The following is an 18168-nucleotide window of genomic DNA, read 5'->3' on the forward strand; positions in this document are numbered from 1 at the left end:
TCACAAGGAAGAGCCTTGAACCTGGACGACTTCTCCGATCTGATCGAGCGCCCCGACGGCGGGGTCCGGCGTGACGCCGAGGAACGCCGGGAGCGTCTGATCGTTCCGCCCGGCGCGCTCGGCCGGCTCGACGAACTCGGCGAGTGGCTCTCCGCGGCGCAGGGTTCGGTCAAGGTGCGGGCGATCGAGCAGCCGCGCGTGGTGCTCTTCGCGGGCGATCACGGGGTGGCCTCGCTCGGGGTGTCCGGCCGGCCGGCCGGGACCGCGTACGAGCTGGTCCGCTCGGTGCTCGAGGGCGCGAGCCCGGTGGCGGTGCTCGCCCGCAGTGCGGGCGTTCCCGTGCGCGTGGTGGACGCGGGCCTGGACTGCGAACCGGAGCTGCTGCCGGCCGAGGTGGTTCGGCACCGGGTGCGGCGCGGCAGCGGTCGGATCGACATCGAGAACGCGCTGACCACGGAGGAGACCGAGGCGGCGGTACGGCTCGGCATGACGATCGCCGACGAGGAGGCCGACTCGGGCACCGATCTGGTCGTGCTCGGCGATCTGAGCGTGGGCGGGACGACGCCGGCCGCCACCCTGATCGCGGCCCTGTGCGGGACGGACGCCTCGGTGGTCACCGGCCGGGGCGGCGCCGGGATCGACGATCTGGCGTGGATGCGCAAGTGCGCGGCGGTCCGGGACTCGCTGCGGCGCGCCCGGCCGGTCCTGGGCGACCAGTTGGAGCTGCTCGCGGCGGTCGGCGGGGCGGACCTGGCGGCGATGACGGGCTTCCTGCTGCAGAGCGCCGTGCGCCGGATGCCGGTGATCCTGGACGGTGTGGTCGGGGCGGCCTGCGCGCTGGTGGCGCAGCGGGCGGCGTTCCGGGCGCCGGACTGGTGGCTGGCGGGTCAGGTCAGCGGTGAGCCGGCGCAGGCGAAGGCGCTGGACCGGATGGCACTCAACCCGTTGCTCGATCACGGCGTCACTGTGGGAGAGGGAACCGGGGCAATGCTCGCTCTTCCCCTCGTCCAGGCCGCGGCCGCACTGGCGGCGGAGCTGCCCGAGCAGCCGGAACCGACCATTCCGGACGATGCCGGGGCGGACGCTCCGGACGAGGAGAGCTAGACGGATCAGGGCGCCGGAGGCGGTCCCTCCCCCCAGGACTTCGTCCTGGGGGGACAACGCGCGGACGACCGCCTCCGGCGCCCGGCCATGGCAAGCGACGCCCCATATGATCGCTTTTCATGGGAGAGGTCCGTTTGTCCACCGAAGGAACGCCCCGGGGCACCGTCCGAACGCGGCGCAGCGCCGCGTTCGCCGTCTGGTACCTGCGCGCCGTCACGTTCATCAATTTCCTGAGCGCCGTCTGGGTCTCGCTCGGCCAGGACCTCCGCAGGCACAACACGGACGACTACTTCACTCCGTACCTGCTGACCGCGGGCTTCGCCTCGGGCGTCTTCACGCTCTTCCTGGCGATCACCATGCGCCGCCGCAAGCGCGCCGCCTGGATCCTCAACATCGCGCTCAGCGGGCTCTTCCTGCTGCTCTTCGCCGTCGCGATGTCCCTCCCGGAGATCCGGCAGCACGCGCAGAACTGGATCTCGCTCGTCCTCACCGCGGCGTTCGTCCTCGCGCTGGTCCTCGGCCGCAAGGAGTTCTACGCGAAGGGCGACCGCTCCAACCCGCTGCTCGCCGCCGTCGTGGCGGTGGGCGGCCTGCTCGTCACCTCGCTGCTCGCCGCCGTCCTGGTCACCGTCACCAACACCTCCACCGGCACCTCCACGTTCCTGGAGCGCTGGCGGTACGGCGTGATGCGGCTGATCACCCTGGCCGCCGACGACTCGCGCTTCGACGGGATCGCCACCCCGGGCTGGGTCGACGTCACCATCAACGTGCTGTCCACGCTGCTCATCATCGCCGTGCTGTACGCCGCGTTCCGCTCGCGCCGGGCCGTCGACCCGCTGACGGAGGAGGACGAGGAGAAGCTGCGGCTGCTGCTCGACAAGCACGGTGACCGCGACTCGCTCGGCTACTTCGCGCTGCGCCGCGAGAAGAGCGTGGTGTGGTCGCCCAGCGAGAAGGCCGCCGTCGCCTACCGGGTGGTCGGCGGGGTCTCGCTCGCCTCCGGGGACCCGATCGGCGACCCCGAGGCCTGGCCCGGGGCGATCGAGCCGTGGCTGGCCGAGGCCCGCGAGCACGGCTGGGTCCCGGCCGTCATGGGCGCGAGCGAGGAGGCCGGCACCATCTACGCCCGGCACGGCCTGGACGCCCTGGAGCTGGGCGACGAGGCGATCGTGGAGACCGACGAGTTCACCCTCGACGGGCGCGCCATGCGCACCGTGCGGCAGGCCTTCAACCGGGTCAAGCGGGCCGGGTACGAGGTCCGGATCCGGCGCCACGAGGACATCCCGGCCGACGAGATGGACACGCTGCTCCGCAAGGCCGACGACTGGCGCGACGGGGCCACCGAACGGGGCTTCTCGATGGCGCTCGGCCGGCTCGGGGACCCGCGGGACGGCCGCTGCGTGATGCTGGAGTGCACCGACGGGGAGGGCGAGCTGCGGGCGGTGCTGTCCTTCGTGCCCTGGGGGCCCAAGGGCCTCTCGCTGGACCTGATGCGCCGTGACCGGGACTCCGAGAACGGCCTGATGGAGTTCATGGTCATCGAACTCCTGCAGCGCGCCAAGGAGATCGGGATCACGCAGGTCTCGCTCAACTTCGCCATGTTCCGCTCCGTCTTCGAACGTGGCTCGAAGCTCGGGGCGGGACCCGTGCTGCGGATGTGGCGTTCGCTGCTCAGCTTCTTCTCCCGCTGGTGGCAGATCGAGTCGCTGTACCGCGCCAACGCCAAGTACCGACCGATCTGGGAGCCCCGCTTCATGCTCTTCGAGAAGAGCGCCGACCTGTTGCGCATCGGCCTCGCCGCGGGCCGCGCCGAGGGCTTCCTGGAGGCCCCCGGTCTGCCGAAGTGGCTCCACCGCAAGCACCTGGAGGGCCGGCGGTGAGGTCCGCGGTCAAGGATTTCGCCCGCCGCGAGTGGGGGCCGCTGTTCACCGCCGTACGGACCGCGCTCGTCACGAAGAAGTGGCGCGCGATCCCGATGACGTTGGCCGCCGTCTGTCTCACGGCGCTGTTCCAGCTCGTGCAGAACCAGGACTGGGGCTACCAGCCGGTCCAGAACATCGGCTCGGTGCGGGCCGAGGACCCGCTCTGGCTCGCCCTGTTGCGGACCCCGCTCTCGCTCTTCGTGCCCGCGCTGGACCTGCCGGTGTGGGGCGCGCTCGCGCAGATCCTGCTGGTCTTCGGCATCGCCGAGATCTGTCTCGGGAAGGGGCGGACGCTCGCCATCGCGTATCTGGCGACGCTGGCCGGGACGCTGTACGCGCGCGTGGGCATCGCGCTCGGCCCCGACAACCCGCTGGGGCTGCCCGCCACGGACGCCCAGGTCGTCGACACCGGCCCCTCGGCGGCGGTGGTCGGCCTCGCCGTCTACGTCTGCTGGCGCTACCGGGCCCGGTGGACCGGGACCCTGGTGGTCGCCGCGATGGTGGTGGAAGTGCTGATCAAGACCAACCTCGCGGGCAAGGAGCATCTGGCGGCGATCGCCGCGGTGCTCGTGCTCGTGGCCGTCGTGGCGTGGCGGGAGCGCCGTCAGCCGCCGCCCCCGTCGGACCCCGAGCCGGGGGTGCGGCCCGGCACGCGCTCCTGGAAGCCGCCGATCACGTCCTGAGTCCGTCGGCGCACCCGGTCCCAGCGCCGGTCGTGCCGGTAGGTGCGCAGCCGGGAGCGGGCCCGGGCCTTGGGGCGGCGTGAGTAGGCGCGCCGGGACCACCAGGAGCCGGGCCGGGCGAGCCGTACCGCTCCGACGATCGCCACGAACGGCACCAGAGTGCCGATGACGGCCATCCGGAACTTCCCCTTCACCAAGGTGACGAGGACGAACAGGAAGTTCACCAGCAGGGTGAGGGCGAACGCGGCGCGGTTCTGGCGCTGGTCCTCGGTGAGTTCGTTGACACCGAGCGGCGAGAAGCCGCCGAGGACCAGCATCACCAGGGCGGCGGTCAGGACGACCACTTCGACGCTCTTGCGGCCCTGGTCGCTCCAGTAGACGTCGTCGAGGTGGAGGATCAGCGCGAACTCGTCGAGGACAAGTCCCACTCCGGCGCCGAAGACCGCCGCGAAGACGCAGGCGGTGACCCCTTCCCGGCCGCTGGCGACCGCGCCGAAGCCGCCGACGACGGTGAGGACGACGCCCGGCACGACATGGTGGATGTGAAGCCCGCCGGCGGACTTCACATTGCCGAACGGCCCCTTCCCCGCCCGGATCAGCCGCACGATCATCCGCGTGACCAGGAAGGTCACCACGAAGGAGAACGTGGCGATGAGCAGCGGGAGCTTCCCGGGCTCGACGAAGTTGCGATAGAACCAGTGACCCATGCCACCTGCTTCAGGTATGCGCCGTATACGCGATATGCGCAATTTACACAGTCAGGCGCTGCCTTACGCTGCCCGGATGGACGGCCTGCGTTTCGCCTTCGGCACCCTCACCGTGCTTCCCGCCCGCATCACCCGCTGGGACCGGGACGCGGCGCGGTCCGGAATGCTCTGGGCCCCGGTCGCGGGTCTCGTCGTCGGGCTCCTCTCCGCCGCACTCGGCGGGGTGTTGCTACTGCTCGGCTCCGGCCCGCTGCTCGCGGCGGTGGCCACGGCGGCCGTCCCTGCGCTGATGACCAGGGGCCTCCACCTGGACGGGCTCGCGGACACGGCGGACGGGCTCGGCAGCGCCAAGCCGGCGGAGGACGCGCTGCGGATCATGAAGCAGTCGGACATCGGCCCCTTCGGTGTCATCGTGCTGCTCTTCGTCCTGCTCGCCCAGGTCGCCGCGCTGTACCGGCTCTACGAGGAGGGTTGGGCGTACGGCACGGTCGCCGCCGCCCTCGCCGCGACGGTCGCCCGCCTCGCCCTCACCCACGCCTCCCGCCGGGGTGTCCCGGCGGCCCGCCCGGAGGGCCTGGGCGCGATGGTCGCCGCCACGGTCCCCGTCCGCGCCGCGACCCTGGCCACGGCGGGCGTTCTGGTGGCCTGCGCCGCGGCGGGGGCGCTGTTCTCCCCGTACGACGCCCTGCGAAATGTCCTCGCGGCGGCCGCGGGCCTCGGCGCGGCGGCGCTGCTGCTGCGGCGATGCGTGCGGAGGTTCGGCGGGGTGACGGGCGATGTGTTCGGCGCGGTGGAGGAGACGGCGGGCACGGTGGCGCTCGTCGCGCTGACGCTGGGTTGATCGATTCGTGACGTACCGGAGGGCAACCTTCCGCAGGTCCGCCCGGTCATGAAGGCGTGATCAGACGCCTTGCCCGTACCGCTGCCGCGCTCGCCGCCGCCTCCCTGTCGCTCACCGCGTGCGGCGGTGGCGGCACCGACGCGGCGGCCGCCCACCCTGTCTTCTCCGAACCTCTCGACCGACAGGTCTTCCTCGCGCTGCGGCACACCCAGCAGGCCGGCAGCGCCGAGTTCCGCCAGAAGGTCACCTTCACCTCGCCGGACGGCAAGGCCGTCCAGACCCTGACGGGACGCCTGGACTTCGCCGACAGCCGGGGCGAGGCCGCGAGCACGTGGCGCGTTCCCCGGCAGTTCCCCGAGGACGCCCGGGAGACGATCCTCGGAGCCCTTCCGGGGCGGGACACCGGCGACGCCACCAGCAGGTACACGGTGGACACCGAGGCCATCCACTACCGCGCCGGCTCCGCCGGTTACCGGCTGCGGTACTCGGGCTCCGACATCAAACCCCTCTGGGGCGTCGACTCGATCAGCCACCTGCGTGGCTCCGAGGCCGCTGTCGGCGGCACGCTCCTGGAGGCCCTGGGCAGCGCGGTGGCGACGTCTCAGTCGGGCACGGCAGGCCGTTCGTACCGGGCCACGTTCCCGCTGACGGCAGCCTTCGATCTCTTCCCGTACGACATACGGCAGGAGTTCGCCCCCACCCCGCTGTACGACACCGCGAAGAGCGCCCCGATCCCGGTGACCGTCGACGTCGATGCCGAGGGCAGGGTCACCCGCGCGCAGGCCGATCTGTCCGCCCTGCTCAGCAAGGAGAAGGACAGCGCCCTGGCGGGTGTCACCGGACTCCACGCCGACCTCACCCTCGGCGGATTCGGCGCCTCGAAGCCGACCGCCGCGGCCTCCCCCGCCGAGCGCACCCTGGACGCCGCCGAGGTGGTGATCGCCACGTACGACGCGAAGCCAGGCGACTGCATGGACTTCAACACCGGTCTGCGCCACTACAGGATGGTGGCGCGCGTCCCCTGCACCGGCTCCTACGACGGCCGCATCCTGGAACAGCACACGCTCACCGGTGACTACCCCGGGGCGGAGTCGGCCGAGGACCAGGCGGATCGGGCGTGCGCGACATCCGGAACCCGCGACCGGGCCTGGTACACCTGGTCGACCGAGCGGGAGTGGACGGACAACGGCGAGGGCCGGGTCACCTGTTACTCCGTCACCGGCGACTGAGCGCTGGGCACGCGCGGGGCCGGCTCCAGGGCGTACGGGAGCGTGCCCCAGGGGTGGGCGCCCGCGCCCGGGACCGTGCAGTGGACGCGGGTGGTCGGCCGGGCGTCGCGGGGGGCCGCATAGACCAGATGGCAGTAGTGGTCGGCGACCGGGAGGTCGAGGGCGCGGTAGGAGTCCCAGGGGCCCTCGAAGGTGACCAGCAGATCGGCCAGCACGGCGTAGCCGGGGTCGGGGTGGGCGCCGTGGTTGAGGACCAGCGTCCGGGCCCCGGCGGCGCGGGCCGCGACGCCGATCCTGCGGTAGTGGTCGAGCGCCTCGGGCACGGTCGGCACCTGGTCGAGGAAGGCCCCGTCCGCCCCGTACCAGTCGCGGTGCCGGAGCAGTTCGGCGACGACCTCGCCGTGCGGCCGGCGGCCGTACGCGGTGTCGACGTAGCCGAGCACGCGCGCACCGGCGGCGCGGAGCCGTTCGGCCACGGCGGCGAAGGCGGGATCGGGGTTCTCGCCCGCACCGCTCGCGGGGTTGAGGACGACGCCGTACAGCGAGGGCGCCGCCCCGATCACGGCGTCCCAGGCTTCGGGCCGGTCGGCCGGGTGCTCGTAGAAGGGCAGGAGGAGCGAAGAGGTCACGGGTCCTTCCTCAGACACGGTGGGCGGTCGGCCGTACGAGCAGGGCGCAGGCCAGGACGGCCAGGACGGCCGCCGCGGCGCCCGCCACCGCCGGGCCCGCCGACGGGGTGAACGTCTGGGCCGCGGCGGCGAGCGTGCACACCGCGGCAGCGCTCCGGACCGCGCCGAAGGCCTGGAGGAGCAGGCCGAGCCAGAGCACGATCCCGACGAGCAGCAGCCCGAGGAGCCGGAGCCCGCCGAGCGGCGGCGCTCCGGGCCACAGCAGCGTGGCGACGGAGGCGAGGGCGAGCAGCACGGCCAGATACGCGCCGAGGCAGTGGGCCAGCGTCCCCGCGGCCGCCCGCCGGAACGCGCGGGCGGTGGTGAGGGTGCGCAGCCCGGCGAGGCTCTCGCTGCGGAAGCGGTGCAGCAGCCACTCGGCGGGCCCCATGGACAGGGTGAGTGCGACCACGGGCGCGGCGCCGGTCACGAGGGCGTCGCCGGCGCCCGCGTACAGCACGAGCAGGCCGGTGCCGAGGCCGAAGAGGCCGTACGGGAGGGAGGCGGTCAGCGGAGGTCCGGACCGGGGTTGATCCGGGAGACCGGCCCGGGGGCCGGGGCGCAGCACGATCGCCGCGAAGGCGACCGTGGCCGTCAGGGAGAGGGCGGGCAGCCCGGCGCGGAAGGCGTCAGGGAGGTCGTACCAGAACGCGGGCACGGCGGCGGCGAGCGGCAGCAGGGCGCAGAGCAGGGCGCGTTCGCGGCCGAGGACGAGCAGGACGGTCGCGGCACCGAGGTAGACGGACTGCCCGGCGGCGAACGCGACGACCCGCCACTCGCCGGGACCGGCGGCCGCGAGGGCGACGGCCGAGCCGACGAGGGCGCCCGCCGGGGCGCCGACGAGCAGGGTGCGGGCGGCGGCCCCGCGGTCGCCGAGGCCGAGCCAGGAGTAGGCGCGATGGGACAGGGCCTGGTTCCACACCCACCCGGCCACGGCCCCCGCGAGCAGCGGGCCCGTGCTCTGCCCGGCCAGGAGCGGCGCCCCGAGGACGTACGCGAGGCCGGGCAGGGCGAAGACGAGTCCGCGCAGCAGACAACCGGCGAGCCCGCTGTGCCAGGGCCCGGTGGACGGCGCCTCCGGCTCGGGGTGACGCCGCTCCACGCGCGCGTAGAGGTCCTCGGCGAGCGCGAAGGAGTCGGCGCGCCCGTAGGTGAGCCGGATGTGGTCGTCGGTCATGCCGTCGGACTCCAGGATCGCGGCTATCTCGTCGGGATGCACGGCGTCGGCGGCCAACGCGTCCAGCCGGTCGGCGAGTTCGTCGAGGGGATCCTCGGCGTAGGGCCCCTGCGGGGCCGGATGGCCGCAAGGCGTCTCGTCCGAGCCGCCCGCCGCGGGGGCCGAGTCTGGAGCGCACGTGGTGCAGGCGGCCGCGGCGCCGTCAGGCCCGTGCGGGCCGGGGGCCGAGTCCGGGGCGCAGGTAGTGCAGGCGCCCGCGGCGCCCGCCGGCCCGTGCGGACCGTCGACCAGCGGCCCCTGCGGGCCGGGGGCCGAGTCCGGGGCGCACGTGGTGCAGGCGCCCGCGGCGGCCGTGGCGCCGTCAGGCCCGTGCGGGCCGTCGACCAGCGGCCCCTGCCGGCCGGGGGCCGAGTCCGGGGCGCAGGTGGTGCACGCGCCCGCGGCGGCCGTGGCGCCGCCAGGCCCGTGCGGGCCGTCGACCAGCGGCCCCTGCGGGCCGGGGGCCGGGGCACAGATAGTGCACGCTCCCGCATAGGTCACCCTGTCAGGCCCGTGCGGGCCGTCTGTGGCGCTGGGTGCGTTGGGCATGTCGGGTCCGGGCGACAGCGAGGCTCGCCCGCCGCGCACGGCGCACAGCGACGTGCCGTGCGAGCCGGCGGTGCGTGGAGCGTCCGGCACGGCGGGCGTCGGGCCGTGGCCGTCGTGCGCGGCGCACGACTCGCGCCGGCCGCCGGGCGCCGCGCCCCCGCGCGGGCGCGGGATCACCGGCAGGGTGTCTCGCATCGTGCCGTTCTTCAGCCAGAGCGAGCCGCTCATGAGAGGGAGCCTCCGCCGACGAGTTCCTGGCGCCAGGGGTCGGTGAGGCGGACCGTCCAGTCGGTCGAGTCGTCGGGGGCGGCCGTGCTCACCGGCTGCCCGGCGAGTTCGCGGTAGATCTGCCGGAAGCCGTCCACCGAGCGGTGCAGGGTGAACCGGTCGACGACCCGCTGCCGGGCCCTGCGGCCCAGTTCGGCCCGCCGCTCCCCGTCGCGCAGCAGCTCCGTGACGGCCGCGGCCAGCACGGCGGGCTCGCGCGGCGGGACGACGAGTCCCGTGTCGCCGACGGCCTCCCGTACCCCGCCGACGTCCGTGGAGACCGTGGCCCGGCCGCACGACATGGCTTCGATCAGGGAGAAGGGGAAGCCCTCGCTGATCGAGGACAGCACCACCACGCTCCCCGCCGCATAGGCGCCGGCCACATCGGAGACCCGGCCCTCGAAGGTCAGGCCGTCGGTGACGCCCAGTTCGGCCGCCAGCTTCTCCAGGCGCGTCCGGTAGTCCTCGTTCCCGGCCGGTACGGGGCCGAACAACCGCAGCCTCAGCTCGGGCAGTTCGGCGCGGGAGATCGCGTACGCCCGGATCAGCGTCTCCAGGTCCTTGATGGGGTCGATCCGGCCGCACCAGCTGAGGGTGGGGACCTCCGGCTCGGGTCCGGCGTAGGGGAAGGCGTGCGGGTCGACGCCGTTGTAGACGGTCCGGATACGCGCGGCGGGTGCGCCACCGCGCTCCTCCCAGCGCCGGTTGTACTGGTTGCACGGGGTGATCAGGTCGGCCTTGCGGTAGCCGAGGGTGTTGAGCTCGCGGTAGAAGCCGAGCATCAGCGCCTTGACGGGCCAGCGCTGGGCCTCGGTGCGGTAGCCGAGGTAGCGCTCCCGCAGATAGATGCCGTGTTCGGTGAGCAGGAAGGGCACCCCTTCGAAGTGCTGGGCGGCGAGCGCCGGCAGCGTCGCGAGCCCGCTGGAGACGGCGTGCGCGACGCTGCTGCCGGGTATCCGGGCGGCGAGCGGCCGCAGCGCGTGCTCCAGCAGGTCGATGGCGGTGAGCGCGTCGTGGACGGTGGGCCGGGCCGCCGCCGTCGGCAGGTGCGGCATCGTCCAGATCCACATCAGCGAGCGCAGCACGCGCTCGGAACGCAGCACGGCGGTGAGCCCGCCGCGCCGGGCGAGTTCGGCCAGGGCGTAGAGGCCCTCGCCGAAGTCGCAGCCGGCGGTGGGGTCGAGCATGGAGAGCAGGAAGCGCTCGGAGGCGTCGACGAAACGGCGGCGCGCCCGCCCCCGCAGGGGCCTGCCCCGCCCCGGGGTGGTGCCCCAGAGCGGGAAGGCGGTGTGCCGGTAGACGTTCGAGGGCAGCTCCCAGGTCACCGGTTCGCGGCCGCTGCCGGTGAGGGCGAGGATCTGGAAGTCGACCTCGGGCATGCCCCGGACGAGCTGGTCGCACCAGGTGCTGACTCCCCCGTGGACATGCGGATAGGTGCCTTCGGTGAGCATGGTGACGTGACGGCCACTGCTCGGCATGCGCGTTTCCCCCAGAACGTACGGGTCAGTGGTCGGTGGTTCTCATCGGGTGGTCCTCAGACGGTCGGGAGCTTGAGCGTGATCGCGGACTGCAGTGCCTCCGGTGCCGTCCAGGCCGAGCGCGCTCCGGCGTAGGGCGTGCCGAACGCGGCGGTGCCGAGCAGGAGTTGCTTGCGGGTGCCCTCGGGGACGGTGACCGGCGCGGTCACACCCGCGGGCGCCTTGACGGTGACGGTCGTACCGACGCGGTACGCGGTGACCTGGCCGGCCGCGAGCGCCTGGTCCCAGGCGGCCCGGCGGTTCAGTTCGGTGCCGACGTCGCGCTGACGGGGGTTCACCAGCGGGGTGTTGTCGGCGAAGAGGGCCCGGTAGTCGGCCAGGACCCGGTCGAGGACGGGGTAGAGGATCCGCTCCTCGGCGAGGTTGGACTGGTGGACGTAGTGCGGGCGCGGGTCGTTGGCCACGATGTGGGAGAGGGCGGTACGGGCCTCCTGCGGGGCGATGTGGGAGGCGTACCCGGTGGCGGTGTCGAGCGGGGCGGGCAGGCAGGTGGAGGCCGCGTTGGACTCGCAGATCCCGCTGCCGCCGTCGGCGCGCGAGGTGTAGATCCAGTTGTACTCGTCGGCCATCTCGGCGGCCGTTCCCACGTTGTAGTACACGTTCATGGGATGGCGCGGGACGGTCTTCGCGGCGCTCGTACCGGTACCGACGGTGCGCTGGCGCGGCTCGCGGGAGTTGTCGCTGGCGACCCACTTCACTCCGTTGTCGGAGAGCGCGCCGGCCAGGTTCGGGTTGTCGGCGGCCTGCTGCGGGAGGGTCTTCAGACCGGAGTGCTCGCCGGTGACGAGCTCGGACCGGTCGACGGAGAGGCCCTTGCCGACGGCCCAGTTGTGGTTGTTCCGGATCTGCCCGGAGATCTCGCTGCGGCTCATCCACAGGGTCGTTCCTGTGGCGCTCTTCGCGCACTGCCAGGGGACGGTGGAGGTGTCCTGGACGCAGCCGAGGAAGGGGTGGGTGTAGGTGTGGTTGACCCAGCGGTACTGGGCGCGGTCGGCGATCAGCCGGGCGGCGAGCGGGTCGGTGCCCCCGTGCTCGGTCTTCCACTGCTCGCCCTGGCCGCCGTTGTAGACCATGTCAAGGGTGAAGCCGGCCGACTTCTGCCAGGCGGCGGCGTACGTGGCGTCGGCTGCGGTCATCCGGATCGGGTTCTCGCCGGCCTCCCCGTCTCCGCCGGGGCAGTCGAAGTCGCCGGGGGTGCAGTTCCGTTCGGTGTTCCAGCGGGCGTCGGGGGCGAAGACGTCGTCGACGTGGACGGAGAAGTAGCTGCGGCTCTGGCCGAGGTGGACGCCCTGGGTGAGCCATTCGACGATGCCGCGGGCGAGCGCCCGGAACTGCCGCTGGTACTGGTTGTAGGCGAAGGTGACGACGAGTTCGCGGCGCCCTTCGTGGGCGTACTCGCCGATGAGGCTGGCCCGGCCGCCGCCGTCGACGGGGATGTCGAGGTAGCTGGTGAAGCCCTCGCGCGGGCGGCCGGCGTAGCCGTAGCTCTCGGAGATCGACGGGTCGTTGTCCTCGAAGGTCAGCGGCCCGTCGAGATGGCGGAAGGGGCCCGCCTTGCCGGCCGCGGTGACGGTGGCGGCGGCCCCGTCGAGGGGTCCGGAGAGGCCCCCTTCGCTGGTGTAGTCGAGGCCGACGCCGGGGTGGGCCCAGGTGTACGCGTCGACCTGCGGGATGCCGAAGCTCTTCTCGTACGCGGCCAGGGCCGCCTGCTCGGCGGAGTCGGGGCCGAAGGCGGCCTCGTGGGGCAGGACGACGCCCTGGTACTTGGCCCGGGGGCGCCCGGCGACCGTGTCGCTGAGGAAGGCGGCGTCGATGACCGGACGGCCGGAATCGGCCAGATCGACCCGGCGGTACGGGACGCCGGTGGAGCGCAGCTCCGAGGTGATCGCCTCGACGGCGCTGCCGCCGTCGTCGACGACCAGGACGGTGAGGTCGATCCGCGGGACCGTTTCGGCCGCGCTCGCCCCCGCGGACGGGACGACGGTGGCGAGCAGGGCGGCGGCGAGCAGGGAGGCCGTCCTGGCTGTTCTGGGCATACGGGATCCGGCAGAGTCCATCGGGTGGTGTCCCCCCTCGACAGGCCCCCGGACAGGGAGGACCTGTGGAGATGATGCGGATGATGCAAAGGAGCGAGTGCCACCCTTGCGCGAATGAGGCGAGTGTGACCGAGCGCGCCGGGCCCGCGAGGTAAACGTGAAAGAGACACCTCGGATGAGTGAATCACCGTCGCCGTGAGCGAACACGTAGAGCGAGCGTAGGCTCGTTCTCGGCGCTCTTCGGGCCGAAATACGATGCGGCGGGCACGGTCGGCCCATCCCTCGACCGCCACAGAACTCAATGGAAGCGAGATTTCACCACCGTGACTGCTCTCACTCTCAGCACCGCCGGCGTGGCGACGCTGCGCGCCGACGCCCTCGTCGTCGGCGTCGCGAAGTCCGGCAAGGGCCTGGTCGTCGCCCCGGGCGCCGAAGCCGTGGACAAGGCGTTCGACGGCAAGCTCGCCGCCGTCCTGGAGACCCTGGGCGCCGCGGGTGCCGAGGGTGAGGCGACCAAGCTGCCCGCCCCCGCCGGTCTGAAGGCCCCCGTCGTGCTCGCCGTCGGCCTGGGTTCCGCCCCCGAGGACGGCCGGGCGTACGGCGCCGAGGCCCTGCGCCGCGCCGCCGGTACCGCTGCCCGCACCCTCAATGGCGCCAAGAAGGCCGCGTTCGCGCTGCCGATCACCGCCGCCGAGGACGCCGAGGCGATCGCGGAGGGTGCGCTGCTCGGCGCGTACGCCTACACCGCGTACCAGGGGAGCAAGAACGGCAAGGACGCGAAGAAGCCGCTGGCCGAGGTCGCCCTCCTCGGCGCCAAGCCGCGCGACAAGGCCTTCAAGGCCGCCGCGGAGCGCGCGCAGGCGCTCACCGAGGAGATCAACCGCGCCCGCGACCTGATCAACATGCCGCCGAACGACCTCTACCCCGAGACGTTCGCCGCCATCGTCACGGCCGCGGGCAAGGAGCACGGCCTCAAGGTGCAGGTGCTCGACGAGAAGGCGCTCGAGAAGGGCGGCTTCGGCGGCATCCTCGGCGTCGGCAAGGGCGCGGTCCGCGGCCCGCGCCTGGTCAGGATCGCCTACACCCACCCGGAGGCGGAGAAGACCCTCGCCCTGGTCGGCAAGGGCATCACCTACGACTCGGGCGGCATCTCCCTGAAGCCGGCCGGTCACAACGAGACGATGAAGTGCGACATGAGCGGCGCGGCCGCCGTGTTCGCCGCCGTCGTCGCCGCCGCCCGGATCGGCCTGGCCGTCAACGTCACCGGCTGGCTGGCGCTGGCCGAGAACATGCCGTCGGGCTCGGCCACCCGCCCCGGCGACGTGCTGCGCATGTACAGCGGCAAGACCGTCGAGGTCCTCAACACCGACGCCGAGGGCCGGCTCGTCCTCGCCGACGCGCTGACCAAGGCCTCGGAGGAGAACCCGGACGCGATCGTCGACGTGGCGACGCTGACCGGCGCGATGGTGCTCGCCCTGGGCAACCGGACCTTCGGCATCATGGCCAACGACGACGAGTACCGCACCGCGATCCACGAGATCGCCGAGCAGGTCGGCGAGCAGTCCTGGCCGATGCCGCTCCCGGCGGACCTGCGCAAGGGCATGGACTCGCCGACCGCGGACATCGCCAACATGGGCGAGCGGATGGGCGGCGGCCTGGTCGCCGGTCTGTTCCTGCAGGAGTTCGTGGGCGAGGGCATCACCTGGGCTCACCTCGACATCGCGGGCCCGGCCTTCCACGAGGGCGCCCCGTACGGCTACACCCCGAAGGGCGGCACGGGATCCGCGGTCCGCACGCTGGTGAAGCTGGCCGAGCGCACGGCGGACGGCGAGCTCTGACCGGTTCGTGACGGGTACGGCCCCGGGCCTCGGCTCCGGGGCCGTACCCGTTGCCCCCGTTGCGCTCTCCGGCGAACGAGCCGAAGGTTCGTACGCCCTCGTTACCCGTCCGTACGGACGATCGCCCGGTCTCACACACCGGCCCCGCGTCCCGCCTTCCGGCAACAAGTGCGAAGATGGGTTCTCGGCAGGACAGGGCCCCCACCACAGGGCCGACGAAAAAGCGGCCGAACACCAGCCGCCGCCCGGTCAGGAGACCGGCGACCGGCGCACATGCATGGAGGACGTGACGTGGCGAACGACGCCAGCACCGTTTTCGACCTAGTGATCCTCGGCGGCGGTAGCGGCGGTTACGCCGCGGCGCTGCGCGGAGCGCAGCTGGGCCTGGACGTCGCACTGATCGAGAAGAACAAGCTCGGCGGCACCTGCCTGCACAACGGCTGCATCCCGACGAAGGCCCTGCTCCACGCCGGCGAGGTCGCCGACCAGACCCGCGAGGCGGAGCAGTTCGGTGTCAAGGCCTCCTTCGAGGGCATCGACATCAAGGCCGTCCACAAGTACAAGGACGATGTGATCTCGGGCCTCTACAAGGGTCTGCAGGGTCTGGTCGCCTCCCGCAAGGTGACATACATCGAGGGCCACGGCCGCCTCTCCTCCCCGACCTCCGTCGACGTGGACGGCCGCCGCGTCGAGGGTCGTCACGTCCTCCTCGCCACCGGCTCGGTACCGAAGTCGCTGCCGGGCCTGGAGATCGACGGCAACCGCATCATCTCCTCGGACCACGCGCTGACCCTGGACCGGGTCCCGGAGTCCGCGATCATCCTCGGCGGCGGTGTCATCGGCGTCGAGTTCGCCTCCGCGTGGAAGTCCTTCGGTACGGACGTCACGGTGATCGAGGGCCTGAAGCACCTGGTCCCGGTCGAGGACGAGAACAGCTCCAAGCTTCTTGAGCGCGCCTTCCGCAAGCGCGGCATCAAGTTCAACCTCGGCACCTTCTTCCAGTCCGCCGAGTACACCGAGAACGGTGTCAAGGTCACCCTGGCCGACGGCAAGACCTTCGAGGCGGAGGTCCTGCTCGTCGCCATCGGCCGCGGCCCGGTCTCGGCCGGTCTCGGCTACGAGGAGCAGGGCGTCGCGATGGACCGCGGCTACGTGCTCGTCGACGAGTACATGCGCACCAACGTGCCCACGATCTCCGCGGTCGGCGACCTCGTCCCGACCCTCCAGCTCGCGCACGTCGGCTTCGCCGAGGGCATCCTGGTGGCGGAGCGACTGGCCGGACTGAAGACCGTTCCGATCGACTACGACGGCGTGCCGCGGGTGACGTACTGCCACCCCGAGGTCGCCTCCGTCGGCATCACCGAGGCCAAGGCCAAGGAGATCTACGGCGCGGACAAGGTCGTCGCCCTGAAGTACAACCTCGCGGGCAACGGCAAGAGCAAGATCCTCAAGACCGCGGGCGAGATCAAGCTCGTCCAGGTCAAGGACGGTGCCGTGGTCGGCGTCCACATGGTCGGTGACCGCATGGGCGAGCAGGTCGGCGAAGCGCAGCTGATCTACAACTGGGAGGCGCTGCCGGCCGAGGTCGCGCAGCTCATCCACGCCCACCCGACGCAGAACGAGGCGCTCGGCGAGGCGCACCTGGCGCTGGCCGGCAAGCCTCTGCACTCCCACGACTGACGCTCACGTCATCCACGGGCGCGACGACCACTTTCCGCAATTCGTTAGGAGCAACTGAAACCATGTCGGTTTCCGTAACCCTGCCGGCGCTCGGCGAGAGCGTCACCGAGGGCACCGTCACCCGCTGGCTCAAGGCCGAGGGTGAGCGTGTCGAGGCCGACGAGCCGCTGCTCGAGGTCTCGACCGACAAGGTCGACACCGAGATCCCCGCCCCCGCCTCGGGCGTCCTGGCCTCCATCAAGGTCGCCGAGGACGAGACCGTCGAGGTCGGCGCCGAGCTGGCGATCATCGACGACGGCACCGGCGCTCCGGCTGCCGCCCCGGCTCCGGCAGCCGCCGCTGCCGAGGCCCCCGCCGCTCCGGCCGCTCCGGCGCCGGTCGCCGAGGCCCCCGCCGCCCCGGCCCCCGTGGCCGAGGCTCCGGCTGCCGCCCCCGCCGGTGGCGCCACCGGTACGGACGTCGTCCTGCCGGCGCTCGGCGAGTCCGTCACCGAGGGCACCGTCACCCGCTGGCTGAAGTCGGTCGGCGAGACCGTCGAGGCCGACGAGCCGCTGCTCGAGGTCTCCACGGACAAGGTCGACACCGAGATCCCGGCCCCGGCTTCGGGTGTCCTCCTGGAGATCGTCGTCGCCGAGGACGAGACCGCCGAGGTCGGCGCCAAGCTGGCCGTCATCGGTGCCGCGGGTGCCGCCCCGGCCCAGGCCGCTCCGGCTCCGGCCGCTGCTCCGGCCGCCCCGGTCGCCGCTCCGGCTCCGGTCGCGCCCGCCGCCCCGGCCCCGGCTCCCGTTGCCGCTCCGGCTCCGGTCGCGCCCGCCGCCCCGGCCCCGGCTCCCGTTGCCGCTCCGGCTCCGGTCGCGCCCGCCGCTCCGGCCGTCTCCCCGACCGCTCCGGAGGACGAGGGCGCGTACGTGACCCCGCTGGTCCGCAAGCTCGCCTCCGAGCACGGCATCGCCCTGGCGTCCGTCAAGGGCACCGGCGTCGGCGGCCGTATCCGCAAGCAGGACGTCCTCGCGGCCGCCGAGGCCAAGAAGGCCGCCCCGGCCCCCGCTGCCGCCGCTCCCGCGGCCGCCGCGAAGGCCCCGGCCCTCGAGGTCTCCCCGCTGCGCGGTCAGACCGTCAAGATGACCCGCATGCGCAAGGTCATCGGCGACAACATGATGAAGGCGCTGCACGGCCAGGCCCAGCTGACCTCGGTCGTCGAGGTCGACATCACCAAGCTGATGAAGCTGCGCAACCAGGCGAAGAACTCCTTCGCCGCCCGTGAGGGCGTCAAGCTGTCCCCGATGCCGTTCTTCGTGAAGGCGGCGGCCCAGGCGCTGAAGGCCCACCCGGTCATCAACGCCCGGATCAACGAGGACGAGGGCACCATCACGTACTTCGACTCGGAGAACATCGGCATCGCCGTGGACTCCGAGAAGGGTCTGATGACCCCGGTCATCAAGGGTGCGGGCGACCTGAACATCGCCGGTATCGCGAAGAAGACCGCGGAGCTCGCGGGCGCCGTGCGCGCCAGCAAGATCACGCCGGACGACCTCGCCGGTGCGACCTTCACGATCTCCAACACCGGCTCGCGCGGTGCGCTCTTCGACACGATCATCGTGCCCCCGAACCAGGTCGCCATCCTGGGCATCGGTGCCACGGTGCGCCGTCCGGTCGTCGTGAACCACCCGGACCTGGGTGAGACGATCGCGATCCGCGACATGACGTACGTCGCCCTCTCCTACGACCACCGTCTGGTGGACGGCGCCGACGCGGCCCGTTACCTGACGGCCGTCAAGGCGATCCTCGAGGCCGGCGAGTTCGAGGTCGAGCTCGGCCTGTAAGGGCGACCTCGGCTTGGCAACGTAACAAGCCTCACCTGCGGCGCCCCCACCCGGAAGTGTTTCCGGG

At 72.6% G+C, this 18168-nt stretch carries 13 protein-coding genes; 8 read left to right on the forward strand and 5 right to left on the reverse strand.

All coding sequences use genetic code 11. The features are described 5' to 3' along the window. The first annotated feature begins 15 nt into the window (after positions 1-15). The 3 genes from cobT to ACFV9D_RS36925 all read left to right on the forward strand — a co-directional run bounded on the left by cobT (position 16) and on the right by ACFV9D_RS36925 (position 3709). On the forward strand, positions 16-1104 hold the full coding sequence (gene cobT, locus ACFV9D_RS36915) for a nicotinate-nucleotide--dimethylbenzimidazole phosphoribosyltransferase (RefSeq protein ID WP_385156761.1): 1089 nt from the start codon (positions 16-18) through the stop codon (positions 1102-1104). Between the two features lie 119 nt (positions 1105-1223). Then, complete coding sequence (locus tag ACFV9D_RS36920; protein ID WP_385156764.1) at positions 1224-2984, forward strand: phosphatidylglycerol lysyltransferase domain-containing protein; 1761 nt, start codon at positions 1224-1226, stop codon at positions 2982-2984. Then, positions 2981-3709 (forward strand): hypothetical protein, encoded by a 729-nt coding sequence (locus ACFV9D_RS36925; RefSeq protein ID WP_385156767.1) that lies wholly within the window; start codon positions 2981-2983, stop codon positions 3707-3709. Before ACFV9D_RS36920 ends, ACFV9D_RS36925 begins: the two co-directional genes overlap by 4 nt. Here ACFV9D_RS36925 and ACFV9D_RS36930 read toward each other — a convergent pair. After that, positions 3631-4416 carry a hypothetical protein gene (locus ACFV9D_RS36930; RefSeq protein WP_385156770.1) on the reverse strand — a complete coding sequence of 262 codons (786 nt, stop codon included), beginning with the start codon at positions 4414-4416 and terminating at the stop codon, positions 3631-3633. The two genes, ACFV9D_RS36925 and ACFV9D_RS36930, sit on opposite strands and share 79 nt — an antisense overlap. A 76-nt stretch (positions 4417-4492) precedes the next feature. On the opposite strand from ACFV9D_RS36930, the gene cobS reads away from it, so the two are divergent. Continuing rightward, positions 4493-5257 (forward strand): adenosylcobinamide-GDP ribazoletransferase, encoded by a 765-nt coding sequence (gene cobS, locus ACFV9D_RS36935; protein ID WP_385156773.1) that lies wholly within the window; start codon positions 4493-4495, stop codon positions 5255-5257. A gap of 56 nt (positions 5258-5313) precedes the next feature. After that, on the forward strand, positions 5314-6486 hold the full coding sequence (locus ACFV9D_RS36940) for a hypothetical protein (RefSeq protein WP_385156776.1): 1173 nt from the start codon (positions 5314-5316) through the stop codon (positions 6484-6486). Here ACFV9D_RS36940 and ACFV9D_RS36945 read toward each other — a convergent pair. Genes ACFV9D_RS36945 through ACFV9D_RS36960 form a run of 4 tightly spaced genes read right to left on the reverse strand, consistent with a single transcriptional unit; the run spans position 6465 to position 12760 of the window. Next, entirely contained in the window at positions 6465-7115 is a 651-nt protein-coding gene (locus ACFV9D_RS36945) for a spherulation-specific family 4 protein (protein WP_385156779.1), read from the reverse strand. The genes ACFV9D_RS36940 and ACFV9D_RS36945 overlap by 22 nt on opposite strands. Positions 7116-7125: 10 nt before the next feature. Next, positions 7126-9147 (reverse strand): hypothetical protein, encoded by a 2022-nt coding sequence (locus ACFV9D_RS36950; protein WP_385156782.1) that lies wholly within the window; start codon positions 9145-9147, stop codon positions 7126-7128. Beyond that, on the reverse strand, positions 9144-10664 hold the full coding sequence (pelF, locus tag ACFV9D_RS36955) for a GT4 family glycosyltransferase PelF (protein WP_385156785.1): 1521 nt from the start codon (positions 10662-10664) through the stop codon (positions 9144-9146). Before pelF ends, ACFV9D_RS36950 begins: the two co-directional genes overlap by 4 nt. Before the next feature lie 56 nt (positions 10665-10720). Beyond that, the gene (locus tag ACFV9D_RS36960; RefSeq protein ID WP_385156788.1) at positions 10721-12760 is read right to left on the reverse strand and encodes a hypothetical protein; all 2040 of its coding nucleotides are present in this window, start codon (positions 12758-12760) and stop codon (positions 10721-10723) included. Between the two features lie 323 nt (positions 12761-13083). Here ACFV9D_RS36960 and ACFV9D_RS36965 point away from each other — a divergent pair, with 323 nt between their 5' ends. From ACFV9D_RS36965 to sucB, 3 genes are all read left to right on the forward strand, one after another. Then, the gene (locus tag ACFV9D_RS36965) at positions 13084-14598 is read left to right on the forward strand and encodes a leucyl aminopeptidase (RefSeq protein WP_385156791.1); all 1515 of its coding nucleotides are present in this window, start codon (positions 13084-13086) and stop codon (positions 14596-14598) included. 291 nt (positions 14599-14889) lie between these two features. Beyond that, positions 14890-16278, forward strand: coding sequence for a dihydrolipoyl dehydrogenase (gene lpdA / locus ACFV9D_RS36970; RefSeq protein WP_385156794.1), 1389 nt, complete (start codon positions 14890-14892; stop codon positions 16276-16278). A 62-nt stretch (positions 16279-16340) separates the two neighbouring features. Next, positions 16341-18101, forward strand: a complete 1761-nt coding sequence (gene sucB, locus ACFV9D_RS36975; RefSeq protein WP_385156797.1) for a 2-oxoglutarate dehydrogenase, E2 component, dihydrolipoamide succinyltransferase — start codon at positions 16341-16343, stop codon at positions 18099-18101. Positions 18102-18168 lie beyond the last annotated feature (67 nt).

The organism is Streptomyces sp. NPDC059875 (assembly GCF_042731085.1).
Taxonomy (GTDB): domain Bacteria; phylum Actinomycetota; class Actinomycetes; order Streptomycetales; family Streptomycetaceae; genus Streptomyces.

Excerpts from the sequence above, each read along its gene's own strand:
- ACFV9D_RS36920 (WP_385156764.1), top strand. The coding sequence starts at position 1,224 with ATGGGAGAGGTCCGTTTGTCCACCGAAGGAACGCCCCGGGGCACCGTC.
- ACFV9D_RS36930 (WP_385156770.1), bottom strand. The coding sequence starts at position 4,416 with ATGGGTCACTGGTTCTATCGCAACTTCGTCGAGCCCGGGAAGCTCCCG.
- ACFV9D_RS36950 (WP_385156782.1), bottom strand. The coding sequence starts at position 9,147 with ATGAGCGGCTCGCTCTGGCTGAAGAACGGCACGATGCGAGACACCCTG.
- sucB (WP_385156797.1), top strand. The coding sequence starts at position 16,341 with ATGTCGGTTTCCGTAACCCTGCCGGCGCTCGGCGAGAGCGTCACCGAG.
- pelF (WP_385156785.1), bottom strand. The coding sequence starts at position 10,664 with ATGCCGAGCAGTGGCCGTCACGTCACCATGCTCACCGAAGGCACCTAT.
- ACFV9D_RS36960 (WP_385156788.1), bottom strand. The coding sequence starts at position 12,760 with ATGCCCAGAACAGCCAGGACGGCCTCCCTGCTCGCCGCCGCCCTGCTC.
- cobS (WP_385156773.1), top strand. The coding sequence starts at position 4,493 with ATGGACGGCCTGCGTTTCGCCTTCGGCACCCTCACCGTGCTTCCCGCC.